Annotated in this window: 14 protein-coding genes; 7 read left to right on the forward strand and 7 right to left on the reverse strand. The window is 71.4% G+C overall.

The window, feature by feature from the left end; all coding sequences use genetic code 11:
- Positions 1–18: 18 nt before the first annotated feature.
- Together ACTWLT_RS01700 and ACTWLT_RS01705 are read left to right on the forward strand one after the other, a co-directional pair.
- A complete protein-coding gene (locus ACTWLT_RS01700) occupies positions 19–534 on the forward strand; it encodes a type III secretion system chaperone family protein (protein ID WP_252419431.1) in 516 nt (171 codons plus the stop codon).
- Between the two features lie 370 nt (positions 535–904).
- Positions 905–1,822 (forward strand): hypothetical protein, encoded by a 918-nt coding sequence (locus tag ACTWLT_RS01705; RefSeq protein ID WP_445317039.1) that lies wholly within the window; start codon positions 905–907, stop codon positions 1,820–1,822.
- Between the two features lie 384 nt (positions 1,823–2,206).
- On the opposite strand, the gene ACTWLT_RS01710 is transcribed toward ACTWLT_RS01705, so the two are convergent.
- Both ACTWLT_RS01710 and ACTWLT_RS01715 read right to left on the reverse strand, forming a co-directional pair.
- A complete protein-coding gene (locus tag ACTWLT_RS01710; RefSeq protein WP_445316857.1) occupies positions 2,207–3,502 on the reverse strand; it encodes an MFS transporter in 1,296 nt (431 codons plus the stop codon).
- A gap of 118 nt (positions 3,503–3,620) precedes the next feature.
- A complete protein-coding gene (locus tag ACTWLT_RS01715; RefSeq protein WP_445316858.1) occupies positions 3,621–4,910 on the reverse strand; it encodes an MDR family MFS transporter in 1,290 nt (429 codons plus the stop codon).
- Between the two features lie 153 nt (positions 4,911–5,063).
- Between ACTWLT_RS01715 and ACTWLT_RS01720 the strand changes: the two genes are divergently transcribed.
- Positions 5,064–5,831, forward strand: coding sequence for a phosphoglyceromutase (locus tag ACTWLT_RS01720; RefSeq protein ID WP_445316859.1), 768 nt, complete (start codon positions 5,064–5,066; stop codon positions 5,829–5,831).
- Between the two features lie 50 nt (positions 5,832–5,881).
- Here ACTWLT_RS01720 and phoU read toward each other — a convergent pair whose 3' ends face one another.
- Entirely contained in the window at positions 5,882–6,535 is a 654-nt protein-coding gene (gene phoU / locus ACTWLT_RS01725; protein ID WP_445316860.1) for a phosphate signaling complex protein PhoU, read from the reverse strand.
- A gap of 204 nt (positions 6,536–6,739) precedes the next feature.
- On the opposite strand from phoU, the gene ACTWLT_RS01730 reads away from it, so the two are divergent.
- On the forward strand, positions 6,740–8,023 hold the full coding sequence (locus ACTWLT_RS01730) for a sensor histidine kinase (RefSeq protein WP_445316861.1): 1,284 nt from the start codon (positions 6,740–6,742) through the stop codon (positions 8,021–8,023).
- A 22-nt stretch (positions 8,024–8,045) separates the two neighbouring features.
- On the forward strand, positions 8,046–8,729 hold the full coding sequence (locus ACTWLT_RS01735; protein ID WP_039906992.1) for a response regulator: 684 nt from the start codon (positions 8,046–8,048) through the stop codon (positions 8,727–8,729).
- A 59-nt stretch (positions 8,730–8,788) separates the two neighbouring features.
- On the opposite strand, the gene ACTWLT_RS01740 is transcribed toward ACTWLT_RS01735, so the two are convergent.
- The 3 genes from ACTWLT_RS01740 to ACTWLT_RS01750 are packed head-to-tail and all read right to left on the reverse strand — an operon-like array spanning position 8,789 to position 10,211.
- Entirely contained in the window at positions 8,789–9,172 is a 384-nt protein-coding gene (locus ACTWLT_RS01740; protein ID WP_445316862.1) for a type II toxin-antitoxin system death-on-curing family toxin, read from the reverse strand.
- Positions 9,172–9,372 (reverse strand): hypothetical protein, encoded by a 201-nt coding sequence (locus tag ACTWLT_RS01745; protein WP_445316863.1) that lies wholly within the window; start codon positions 9,370–9,372, stop codon positions 9,172–9,174. Before ACTWLT_RS01745 ends, ACTWLT_RS01740 begins: the two co-directional genes overlap by 1 nt.
- Before the next feature lie 41 nt (positions 9,373–9,413).
- Entirely contained in the window at positions 9,414–10,211 is a 798-nt protein-coding gene (locus tag ACTWLT_RS01750; RefSeq protein ID WP_445317040.1) for a DUF3109 family protein, read from the reverse strand.
- A gap of 80 nt (positions 10,212–10,291) precedes the next feature.
- Here ACTWLT_RS01750 and ACTWLT_RS01755 point away from each other — a divergent pair, with 80 nt between their 5' ends.
- Both ACTWLT_RS01755 and ACTWLT_RS01760 read left to right on the forward strand, forming a co-directional pair.
- Entirely contained in the window at positions 10,292–11,236 is a 945-nt protein-coding gene (locus tag ACTWLT_RS01755; RefSeq protein ID WP_252419424.1) for a Ppx/GppA phosphatase family protein, read from the forward strand.
- 76 nt (positions 11,237–11,312) lie between these two features.
- Positions 11,313–12,119: a sugar phosphate isomerase/epimerase family protein gene (locus tag ACTWLT_RS01760; protein ID WP_252419423.1), complete on the forward strand. Its 807-nt coding sequence runs from the start codon at positions 11,313–11,315 to the stop codon at positions 12,117–12,119.
- 53 nt (positions 12,120–12,172) lie between these two features.
- On the opposite strand, the gene ACTWLT_RS01765 is transcribed toward ACTWLT_RS01760, so the two are convergent.
- Positions 12,173–12,760: a CGNR zinc finger domain-containing protein gene (locus tag ACTWLT_RS01765; protein ID WP_252419422.1), complete on the reverse strand. Its 588-nt coding sequence runs from the start codon at positions 12,758–12,760 to the stop codon at positions 12,173–12,175.
- Between the last annotated feature and the right edge of the window lie 19 nt (positions 12,761–12,779).

Here is a 12,779-nt window from a genome sequence, read left to right on the forward strand (position 1 = left end):
GGTCGTAGAGTGGGTCCGGTGAGCCCGAAGAGCGATCTTGCGACCCTGATCGAGTCGGTGTGTGCCGAGCGGGACCTGGCCTGGGAGTCGACCGGTCCAGGCTCGTACGCGGTGACCCTGCCGGGCACCCACAAGCTCAAGACCGTCTGCAACCTGATCATCGGTGAGCACGCGCTGCGCATCGAGGCGTTCGTGATGCGCCAACCGGACGAGCGGCGCGAGGAGCTGTGGGCCTGGTTGTTGCAGCGCAACGCGCGGATGTACGCGGTCTCCTTCTCCACCGACGCGGTCGGCGACGTGTACCTCACCGGGCGGGTCAACCCGGCCGGCGTGGACGCCGACGAGCTGGACCGGCTGCTCGGTGCGGTGCTCACGTACGCCGACGAGTCCTTCGACACCATGCTGGAGATCGGCTTCGGCAGCTCCATCCGGCGCGAGTACGAGTGGCGGGTCAAGCGCGGTGAGTCCACCGCCAACCTGGCCGCGTTCACGCACCTCTTCCAGCCCTCCGGCTCCGGTCCGGACCCGGCCTGACCGGCTGCCCGGCCATGCCTGACCGGCTCAACGACCCGGCCCGGTCGGTCGTCCGGCCGGCCGGAGGTTCGGACCGCTCCTGACGGGTATGCCGCACCGCGCGGTGCGGCAGGGGACCCCCGCGCGCCGAGGACGGAGTGTCGAGGAGCGTGAGCGTCGCATGGCTCAGCGGAACAGCTCAGGTCGCGGCGGGACTGCGACCACCACGAAACGACAGGCTGGCAACCAGACGCCGAACAGTCCGGGAGTTTCCGAGTCGGAGATCTCGCGGATGCGGGTGGATGACATCCGCGGGCAGCTACGCAAGCGGGGGGTCTCCGGGATCTCCGCACTGCGCAAGCCCGACCTGGTGAAACAACTGGTGCGCTCGCTGCGGGCCGAGTCCGGCGGCGCCGGCCGGCGCAGCACCGGCCCGGCTGGCCGGGCCGGCGGCACCAGGGCGTCGGCGGGCCGCGCCGCCACCACGAAGAAGTCGGCGTCCAGGGCGGCGCCGAGCCGCGCGAAGGCCGCGCCGGCGAACAAGAGCGCCCCCGCGAAGCGGGCCGCCGCGAAGAAGACGACCGCCGCGAAGAAGACGACGGCGAAGTCCACGACCGCCGCGCGAAAGACGGCGGCGGCAAAGAAGACGACGGCGGCGAAGAAAACGGCGGCGGCGAAGAAGACGGCGGCCAGGAAGACGACCGCTGCGAAGAGGACAACGCCGGCGAAGTCGACCACCGCCCGCACGTCGGCGACTGCCCGCAAGACCGCGGCCGCGCGCAAGACCGCGCCCGCGCGGAAGGCCACGACGGCCCGTACCGCGCCCGCGCGGAAGGCGCCGGCGAAGAAGGCCCCGTCGCGACCGGCGGCGAAGCGGGCGGCGCCGGCGAAGGGGGCCGCGGCGAGCAGGCCGGCCGCCGGCGGTACGACGGCTGGCGGTATCCGGACCGGTCCGGGCACGCAACGGTCGGCGCGCAGCTCGCAGGTGATCGCGTCGGTCACGGACCGGCCGGAGCGCCCGGGACGGAGCCTGATCACCACCAACCATGACGTGATCATGCGTTGGGCCGCGGACCGGGGTGCGAAGCCGGCGACCATCGCCGGCACCGAGCGGGAAGGCCGGGCGGGGGTTCTGACCTTCAACATCCCCGGTTACCGGGAGAGCAGCCGGATCCGCGAAATCACCTGGGATGAGTGGTTCCACACCTTCGACCTGCGCCGGCTGAACCTGATCTACCAGGAGCAGATGCGCGACGGCCGGCAGAGCAACTTCTTCCGGACGGAGTCACCCGATCGGGAGGACGGTTGAGGTGTTTGCGGGAATGCCCGAGGGGTATGCCGCTGTTGCCAGAGACCGAGGCCCGAACTGGGGATACTCACCAGTTGTGACCGGCGAGACAGCTGGTCTGGGTTGAATCCAGAATCCGGGCGAACTAACTTTATTGCACCGCGCCACGCTTGGAAACGTTCGGGGGAGCGGCGGATCGATCAGATCCGCGCACCAGGCGAGGCGCGAGGGGACGGGTGGACCAACCGTTGGGGGACGGTGCCCACCTGTTTGGACCGGCGGCGCGAGCGGGCGACGCTTACGGGGGTGAGTGTTGCCCGCCGCCGCCGGCCCCACCGGCGGGCGCCCACCACGACCTTCGGGACGTGGTGGGCGCTTTGCGTATGTCGTACCCCCGGGCGGGGATCACCGGGCCGGCGCGTGGTCGGCAGATGGTGCCGGCCCGCGGTCGGTGGCCCGGCGCAGTGCGGCGACGTGGCGCTCCCGGGGAGGCCCGGCGAGCAGGTGGCCGAACGCGGCCAGCAGGCCGAGCCCGCCGATGATCAGCCAGTGCCGGTCGCCGAGGTACTGCAGGCTCACCCCGCCGAGCGTGGGTGCCACGAACGCCGCGGCCGGGAACGTCAGGTAGAAGACCGACTGGTACCGCGCACGCAGCTGCGGCGGTGCCAGGTCCGCGTTGATCTGCGCGTTGGGCGGGGCGGCGAGCATCGAGCCGACCGTCCAGACGACCGCCGCTCCCAGGTAGACGGCCAGTTCGTCGGCGACGGCGAGCACGCCGAAGCCCAGCGCGAGCAGGGCGGTGGAGGCGGCCAGCACGACGTGCTTGCGGTGCCGGTCGATCAGCCGGGGCACGAACAGTTGCCCGAGCACGATCAGCGCTCCGCCGAGCGCCACCACCAGCCCGTACGCCGACGGGCCCAGACCGTCCGCGCGCATGGCCAACGGCATGATCGTGGAGGTCTGCAGCGTGAGCACGGCCAGCACGAAGGTGAGCCCGACGAAGACCAGGAAGGTCCGGTCGGTGAGCGCGGTGTGCAGGCCCGGTCGCCGGGGCCGGACCGCACCTGACGCCGTCCGGGTGGGCGGCGGCAGGTCGACGGTCGGCGCGGTCCGCCGCAGGGTCTCCGGCACCTTCCAGGCGATCACGGCGGCAGCGGCCAGGGTGGCGCCCGCGTCGACCAGGAAGAGTGCGGTGAAGCTCGCCTCGGCCAGCACCCCGGCGAGCAGCGAGGCGACCGCCATGCCCAGGTTGAACGCCCAGAACTGGAGGTTGAACGCGCGTGAGCGGCGCTCGGCGGGCACCACGTCGACGATCGCCGCGACGAAGGCGGGGCTCGGCATCGAGTGCACCACCCCGACCAGCGCGGAGAGCACCGCGATCAGCACGAGGTGTCGGCTGAAGGCCAGCGCCACCATCAGGCCGGCGGTGACCAGGTGCGCGGCGAGCAGGGTCGCCCGACGACCCCACCGGTCGGCCAGCACCCCACCGAGCAGCACACCAGCCGCCCCGCCAGCCCCGTACGCGCCGACCACCGTGCCGGCCAGCGACTCGCTGGCCCCACGGGCGTCGGTGAGGTACAGCGACAGGAACAACATGGCGAACGCGCCGGCCCGGTTGATGAGAAGACCGGCCCAGAGGTACCAGAAGGTGGCGGGGAGCCCACCCGCGGTGTCGTGCCACCAGCGCCGCAGGGCGTGCACCCGACCTCCCGACAGTTCGGTTTCCTAACCGTTTCTCCTGAACGGTAGGAACTCGGACCCGGTCCCGCCAGTCGATTACCTGATCATGGGCGGTTCGTCACAGCGACTGGGCCACCGGTCAGGCGGTGGCCTCGGCGGGCTGCGACGCCGACGGACGGGCGGTGCTCACCGGTGCCAGTGCCTCGCGGGAGCGACGCAGCGCGGTCGCGCGGCGCTCGCGCGCCGGGCCGGACACCAGGTGGGCCACCGCGGTCAGGACGCCGATGGCGGCGCACCCGTACCAGAGGGTGTCGTTGCCGGCGTGCTCGCGTACCAGGCCGCCGAGGATCGGCGCGCCCGCCCCGGCGATCTGCCAGGAGAGGGAGAAGACGCCCTGGTAGCGGCCGCGCAGCTCGGCGGGGGACAGTTCGGCGATCAGGGTGGAGTTGGACGGCGAGTTCAGCATCTCGCCGACCGTCCAGATCAGCACGGTCAGCCCGTAGAACCAGGGGGTGCCGGCGAAGGCGGTCAGCCCGAACCCGACGCCCATCACCACGGCGGCCAGGGCGAGCACGTGCGAGCGGCTCCGGCCTCGGATCAGTCGGGGCACGAAGAGTTGACCGACCACGATCAGCACCCCGTTGAGCGCGATCACCGTGCCGTAGGTGGCCGGGCTGAGGCCGTCGTCGGCCATGGCGATCGGCAGCATCGAGATGTGCTGGAGGAACACCAGTGCGGCGAACAGGTTCAGCGCCACGAAGCCGAGATAGACCCGGTCGGTGAGGATGGTGCGCAGGGCGCCGCGCGGGGCGTTCGCCCCGGGGGTGACGGCGATCCCGGTCTGCCGGGTCTCCGGCACCCTCACGAAGATGATCAGTGCGGTGACCAGCATGGTGGCCGCGTCGACCACGAACAGCAGCAGGTAGTCGGCCTGGGCGGCGAGGCCGGCGAGGATGGCGGCGCAGGCGAAGCCCAGGTTGATCGCCCAGTAGTTGAGCGAGAAGGCGCGCAGGCGGTCCTTCGCCGGTACCACGTCGATCATCATGGCGCCGAACGCCGGCCGGGCGGCCTCGGCGAACATGCCGAGCAGGAACGCACCCAGCGCCACCGCCCAGAGCTCCCGGGCCAGTCCGAGGCCCAGCATCATGGCGGCCGCGCCCACGTGTGCGGTGAGCAACGTGGGTCGCCGACCCCACCGGTCGGCCAGTGTGCCGCCCGCGGTGGTGCCGATCGCGCCACCCACGCCCCACAGGCCGAGCACCAGGCCGGCCTGGGAGGCGGAGAAGCCACGTTCCTGGGTCAGGTAGATGGCGAGGAAGACGAGGACGAACGAGCCGAGCCGGTTGATCAGGGTGCCGGTCCACAGGTACCAGAAGGTGGTCGGCAGGCCGCCGGTGGTGTCCCGGAACCAACTCCGCATCGTCCGCACGTGGCGCCCCCGCTTGCAAGTAATGACCGATGTGACTACAGCGCCTTACAACCCTAGTGGTGGGCGGATCCGCAGGTCACCCGCTTTTTCACGTGGTGGTCGTCACGACGGGTGCCCGCGTGTCCCGTCTCCCGGTGGGGCAGGATGATCGGCATGACTGCGAGCGAGGGGCCCACCGTCGGGACGCTGGTCCTGCTGCGACACGGTGAGAGCGACTGGAACGCCAAGAACCTCTTCACCGGCTGGGTGGACGTCGACCTGACCGAGAAGGGCGAGGGTGAGGCACGCCGCGGCGGCGAGCTGATGCGCGAGCACAGCCTGCTGCCGGACGTCGTGCACACCAGCGTGATGCGCCGGGCGATCCGCACGGCCGAGCTGGCGCTCAACGCCGCCGACCGGCACTGGATCGCGGTGCGCCGGTCGTGGCGGCTCAACGAGCGGCACTACGGCGCCCTGCAGGGCAAGAACAAGAAGCAGACCCTGGACGAGTACGGCGAGGAGCAGTTCATGCTCTGGCGCCGGTCGTACGACACCCCGCCGCCGCCGATCGCCGACGACGACGAGTGGTCGCAGGTGGGCGACCCGCGGTACGCGCTGCTGCCGACCGAGCTGATGCCGCGCACCGAGTGCCTCAAGGACGTCGTCGAGCGGATGCTGCCCTACTGGTACGACTCCATCGTGCCGGACATCCTGGCCGGCCGGACGGTGCTGGTGGCCGCGCACGGCAACTCGCTGCGCGCCCTGGTCAAGCACCTCGACCAGATCTCCGACGAGGCGATCGCCAAGCTGAACATCCCGACCGGCATCCCGCTGCGCTACGACCTCGACCCGCACCTGCGTCCGCTCACCCTGGGCGGCACGTACCTCGACCCGACCGCCGCCAAGGCGGCCGCCGCCGCCGTGGCCAACCAGGGCCGCTGAGGCGAAAACGACGGCCCCCGGGGATCCCGGGGGCCGTCGTTCTGCCTGGATCAGCTCGCCGAGGGCGAGGTCTGTCCGGTGATCAGGTAGACCACGTGCTCGCCGGCGTTGACCGCGTGGTCGGCGAAGCGCTCGTAGAAGCGCCCCAGCAGGGTGGCGTCGATGGCCGTCTCCACCCCGTACGGCCAGTCGTCGCCGAGCAGCACCGCGAACAGGTTCTTGTGCAGCTCGTCCATCGCGTCGTCGTCGCGGTCCAGCTCGCTGGCGAGGTCGGCGTCCGGCTTCGCCAGCACCGACCCGATCTTCACGGCCATCCGGTCGGCGATGTCCGCCATCTCGGTGAAGATCGACCGCAGCTCCGCCGGTACGGCCGGCGAGGGGTGCCGGCGCAGCGCGGTCTTGGCCACGTGGTCGGCGAGGTCGCCCATCCGCTCCAGGTCGGCGGCCACGTGCAGTGCGGTGATCATGGCCCGCAGGTCGGAGGCGACCGGCGCCTGCCGCGCGAGCAGGTCACAGACCCGCTCCTCCACGTGCCGGTAGAGGTCGTCGATCTCGGCGTCCCGCTCGATGACCGTCTCGGCGGCCTGCCGGTCGGCGGTGAGCAGGGCCCGGGTGGCCTGGCGCATGGCGGCGCGGACGCCCTCCGCCATGTCCACCAGCAGTTGGCTGACGATCTGGAGGTCGGCCCGGAACTCGTCGCGCATCATCACGTCCTGTGGTCGGTCGCCGCCGGCGGGTGCCGGCGCAGGGGTTGTGCAGGTGCGACGCCAACGGTAGGTGGCGCGGAACGGACCCCGGATGAACCCCGGTGAACGACGCCAGACGCAGGGGTGAACATTCGCGAAAGTGAGGGTGGTTCGTCCCGGTCTGTGTGGTAGCCAGGTTAACAATGACCCTACGATCGCCGGGTGGAGTGGGCGGTGGCGGTCGTGGTGGCCGTGGCGTTGGTGGCCGGGTTGGCCGCCGGTCTCCTGCTGCCCCGGTTCCTGCCGACGCGGGACGGTCGCTCCACGTCATCGGGGAGCGCACGCTCCCGCTGGAGCAGGGGGAGGCCCGCGATAGCCGACGAGCAGCAGGCCGGGCTCGGCCGCCGGACGATCGACTCGCTCCGGGCCGGTGTCGTGGTGCTGGACAACGACGACGAGCCGGTGCTGATCAACCCGGCCGCACGCGCGATGGGTCTGCTGCGTACCGGCAGCACGCCAGGTTCGATCGCCGCGCACCCGTTGATCCGTACTCTCGCCGGCCAGGTGCGGCGCACCGGGGTGCGGCGCGAAATCGAGCTGGACCTGCCCCGGGGTCGCGACAGCGCGGGGGAGAACCCGCTCGGCGTGCACCTGCGGGCCATGGGTCTCGGCAACGGCTTCATCGCCGTGGAGGCGGTCGACGTGACCGAGTCGCACCGGCTGGCCCGGGTGCGACGTGACTTCGTGGCCAACGTCAGTCACGAGCTCAAGACCCCCATCGGGGCACTCCAGCTGCTCGCCGAGGCGCTGCTGGACGCCACCGAGCCGGCCGACGCCTCGACGCCCGACCTCTCCGAGGACCTGGTCGCCGCCCGCCGGTTCGCCGAACGGATCCAGCACGAGTCGACCCGGCTGGGCCGGTTGGTGCAGGAGTTGCTGGAGCTGACCCGGTTGCAGGGCGCTGAGCCGCAGCCGCCGCCGGAGCCGGTCGCGCTGGACTGGGTGATCGCTGAGGTGGTCGACCGGACCCGCACCGCCGCCTCGGCCCGGGGCGTCGAGGTGACGGTGACCGGGGAGCGCGGCCTCACCGCGTACGGCAGCGACACCCAACTCGCCACCGCGGTGGCGAACCTGGTGGAGAACGCCATCAACTACTCGGGCGAGGACACCACGGTACGGGTCACCACCCGTGGCGACGACGAGCACGTCGAGATCGCCGTCGCCGACCAGGGCATCGGCATCGCCCCGACGGACGTGGACCGCGTCTTCGAACGGTTCTACCGGGCCGACCAGGCCCGCTCGCGTGCCACCGGCGGCACCGGGCTCGGCCTGGCCATCGTCAAACACATCGCGAGCAACCATGGCGGACGGGTGGAGGTGTCGAGCACTCTTGGTGGTGGATCGACGTTCACCCTCCGGCTGCCCGCCAGTCCACCGGACGACCTGCTGGCGACACTGCCGCCGGCTGGGATCGATGCCGGTCCGGCCGAGCTACGGCAGGTCTGACAGCTATGAAAGGAACCCCCCGTTGAGCCGCGTTCTGGTGGTCGAGGACGAGGAGTCGTTCTCCGACGCCCTGTCGTACATGCTCCGTAAGGAGGGCTTCGAGGTCTCGGTCGCTGCTACCGGCACCGACGCCCTCACCGAGTTCGACCGAACCGGCGCGGACATCGTCCTGCTCGACCTGATGTTGCCCGAGATGTCGGGCACCGAGGTCTGCCGGCAGCTCCGGCAGCGCTCGGCCGTACCCATCATCATGGTCACCGCCCGGGACAGCGAGATCGACAAGGTGGTCGGGCTGGAGATCGGCGCCGACGACTACGTCACCAAGCCGTACTCACCGCGGGAGTTGGTGGCCCGGATCCGGGCGGTGCTGCGCCGGCAGAGCCCCGAGGTGGCCGAAGCGGGTGCCCCCACGCTGGCCGCCGGCCCGGTGCGGATGGACATCGAGCGGCACGTGGTGACCGTGGAGGGTGGCGCCGTGCAGTTGCCGCTCAAGGAGTTCGAGCTGCTGGAGCTGCTGCTGCGCAACGCCGGTCGGGTGCTGACCCGGGGTCAGCTCATCGACCGGGTCTGGGGCGCCGACTACGTCGGTGACACCAAGACGCTGGACGTGCACGTCAAGCGGCTGCGCTCCAAGATCGAGCCGGAGCCGTCCGCGCCGCGCTTCATCGTGACCGTCCGGGGTCTGGGCTACAAGTTCGAGCCGTGATCGGCGTAACCGGAGGGGCCCGCGCTCAGCGTGGGCCCCTCCGGTGTTTCCGGCATCGGTCAGAACAACTTGCGCAACGCTGCGGCGATCTCGGCGACCTCGGTCAGGCGGCTCTCCGACACGCTGATGACCAGGTCGTACGCCACGTCCTGGTCGGTCTCGTCAAGCTGGTCCACGGTGATGGCACGGTTCTGGAGCAGGAAGGCGATCGCCACGATCCAGCCGATCCGCTTGTTGCCGTCCACGAACGGGTGGTTGTTGACCAGTGAGTGCAGCAGCGCCGCCGCCTTGGTCCAGACGTCGGGGTAGGCGTCTTCCCCGAACACGCTCGTCTGCGGTCGGGCCACGGCCGACTCCACGAGGCCGGCGTCCCTGACCCCCACGCCGAGCTTACGGGCGATGCTGGCCACGTCGGCGAGCGTCGGGTAACGGACGTCCGGCATCACTCCGCCAGACGAGCGAGCAGGGTGGCGTGCCGTTCAATGATCTCTTCGGCGAGATCACCGAACTCCTTGGCGTTCCGTCGTGCCAGGTAGTCGTCGATCGCCGTGACGACGACGGCGTGCATCGACCGCGCTTCCTCGTCCGCGACGAGCCGGAGTCGCCGTTCGCGTTCGTCGTCAAGGCGGAGTGTCATGGCCATCTCAGAATGGTAGCAAGATTGCTACCAAGATCAGATGACGTTTAGACCTGGTCGGCGGGGTGTGGGGCGACCATGCCCTGCTTCGTGCGCGTCGCGCACAGCTCGGCCAGCCGCTCGTAGGCGGGCGCGCCGATCAACGCCGTCAGCTCGGGCCCGTACGACAGGTACATCGGCTCGGCGCCGACGTGCGCGTCCGTCGAGGAGGTGCACCACCAGTCCAGGTCGTGCCCGCCGGCGCCCCAGCCCCGCCGGTCGAACTCCGACAGCGTCGAGACCAGGACCTTGGTGTTGTCCGGTCGCTTGACCCAGTCCTGGTCCCGCCGGATCGGCAGCTGCCAGCAGACGTCCGGCTTGTACTCCAGCGGGTGCACCCCGTCGCGCAGCGCCTGGGCGTGCAGCGCGCAGCCACCCCCGCCGGCGAAGTCGGCGTCGTTGAGGAACACGCACGGCCCGTCGGCGTTCTGGGTGGCGGTCCGGCGGGCCGGGTTCTTGCCGTCGATGGTGTCCTCGTCGGTCCAGTTCCTGAACCCGCGCCGGAAGTGCTGCCAGGTCGACGGGGTGAGCCGCTTGACGGCGTTGCGGACCCGCTTCTCGTCGTCGGAGTCGGTGAAGAACGCTCCGTGCGAGCAGCAGCCGTCCGCGGACCGGCCGGCGATGATGCCGTGGCAACCTCGGCCGAAGATGCAGGTCCAGCGGGAGAGCAGCCAGGTCAGGTCGGCCCGGATCAGGTGGGTCTCGTCAGCCGGGTCGGCGAACTCGATCCACTCCCGGGGAAAGTCCAGCGGCACCTCGCGGCTGCGCGGGTCGCCCGGGTCGTCCACCAGCACGCGGAGCTCCATCGTCACCCGGCCCAGCGTACGCCCGGTGACCTCCACGGGCCGGCGAGCCGCGCAATCATCTTGCACCTAGTGTCTTCACCATGCGACTGGGTGTCCTCGACGTCGGATCCAACACCGTGCACCTGCTGGTGGTGGACGCACACCACGGCGCGCACCCGTGGCCGGCGCACTCCGAGAAGGTGGTGCTCCGGCTCGCCGAGCAGATCGGCCCGGATGGCGCGCTGACCGACGCGGGCGCGGACGGCCTGGTCAAGGCGGTCGGCATGGCCAAGGCGGCGGCCGCCGGGCTGGAGGCTGACGACCTGATCGCGTTCGCCACCTCCGCGGTCCGCGACGCCACCAACGCGGCCGAGGTGCTGGCCCGGGTCCGCGAGGAGACCGGCGTACGCCTGGCGGTCCTGTCCGGAGCCGACGAGGCACGGATGACGTTCCTTGCCGTGCGGCGCTGGTTCGGCTGGTCGGCGGGGCGCCTGCTGGTGCTGGACATCGGCGGCGGTTCGCTGGAGATCGCCGCCGGGATCGACGAGGACCCGGACGTCGCCGTCTCCCAGCCGCTCGGTGCCGGCCGGCTGACGCGGGAGCGGCTACGGGTCGACCCGGACAGCGCGGCGCCTCCGTCCGCGGAGGCCGTCGAGAAGCTGCGGGAGTACGTGGACGGCCGGCTGGACAAGGTGGTCGACCAGATGACCGAGGTGGGTTGGGACCGGGCGGTGGGCACGTCGAAGACGTTCCGCACCCTGGCCCGACTGGCCGGGGCGGCGCCCTCGGGGGCCGGGCTCTGGGTGCGGCGCAGTTTGACCCGCGCGGGGTTGCGGCAGGTCATCGGCTTCATCCGGCACATCCCACCGGCGCAGTTGATGGAGCTGGAGGGGGTCAGCGCGGGCCGTGCCCACCAGTTGCTGGCGGGCGCGGTGGTCGCCGAAGCGGTGATGCGCCGCCTCGATCTGGACTCGCTGGACATCTGCCCGTGGGCGCTGCGGGAGGGGGTCATCCTCCGCCGGCTCGATCAACTCGAACCGATGTGATCGCCACGGGCGGTTACGGGTGGTTTGCCAGCGCTCGTCACGTTGGCCCTTCGTCCACCGGGCTACCCTGGCTGATGTGACTTCCCGCGTTCCGGTGCTCCTGTCCAGCTCGTCGGTCTTTCCCGAGCCGACCGCGGCGGCGTTCCAACTGGCCGCGGCGCTCGGCTACGACGGCGTCGAGGTGATGGTCTGGACCGACGTGGTCAGCCAGGACTCCGGCGCGCTGCGCGGCCTCTCCGCCCACTACGGCGTGCCGGTGCTCTCGGTGCACGCGCCCTGCCTGCTGGTCACCCAGCGGGTCTGGAGCCCGGACCCGTGGGCGAGGCTGCGCAAGGCCGCCGAGCTGGCCGAGACACTGGGGGCGCCGACCGTGGTGGTGCACCCCCCGTTCACCTGGCAGCGTGACTACGCGCGCAACTTCACCGAAGGGCTCGCGACGGTCGCGGACCGGTTCCCCGGGCTGCGCTTCGCGGTCGAGAACATGTACCCGGTGCGGATGGCGGGCCGGCAGTTCGTCCCGTACGTGCCCGGATGGGACCCGACCGACACCGGCTACCCGTCGTACACCCTGGATCTGTCGCACTGCGCCGCCTCGCACAGCGACCCGCTGGAGATGGCCGACCGGATGGGCGCCGGGCTGGCCCACGTGCACCTGGGCGACGGCACCGGCGAGGGCCGCGACGAGCACCTGGTGCCCGGGCGGGGCACCCAGCCCTGTGCCGAGCTGCTCTCGTCGCTCGCCGGGCGGGGCTTCACCGGCGCGGTGGCGGTGGAGGTGGCCACCCGGGGCGCCAAGAGCCGCGCGGTCCGTGAGGCGGACCTGCGCGCCGCCCTGGAGTTCGCCCGCCAGCACCTGACCGCGCCGTCGCCGGTCGACGCCTGACCCCTCGCCCGCAGGACGGCGGACCGGGCCGGACGTCGACCGGTGTGGTTGGGCTAGCTGACCGGGGTCAGCGAGTCGGCGCCCGCGGTCGGTTGCGGAGCGACCGTCACCTGCTCGCCGACCGCGGCCCGCTTGCGGGCCCGGTGCGCCGCCACGTGCGAGCGGGTGGCGCAGCGCTCGGAGCAGAACCGCCGGCAGCAGTTCGACGACGTGTCCAGGTAGACGTTGCCGCACCGCTCGTCGGCGCAGACACCGAACCGGGCACTGCCGTACTCGCAGAGCCAGACCGACAGCCCCCAGACGGCGCCGGCCAGGTACTCCGCGCTGACCGACGCACCCCGGCTGGTCACGTGCATGTGCCAGTCGCTGGAGTCGTGCCCGGAGATGCGCGGCTGGACCGGGAACGCCTCCAGCAGGGCGTTCAGCTCGGTCACCGCCTGGGCGTCCCGCCCCGAGGTGCCGTACTCGAAGACGTCACGCAGCCGCTTCTGCGCCCGCCGGAAGATCGCGACATCCCGGTCCGCGACCTCGTCGCGCATCCAGGCGTTGTCGTCGGGGAAGATGGCCCGCAGGTCGTCGAGGTCGTCCAGGCGGGCGTTGACCAGGTCAACGCCGGTCCGGGCGTACGCGTCGAAGTTCACGCCCCCAACGGTAGACGAC

Source organism: Micromonospora yongxingensis (genome assembly GCF_052601155.1).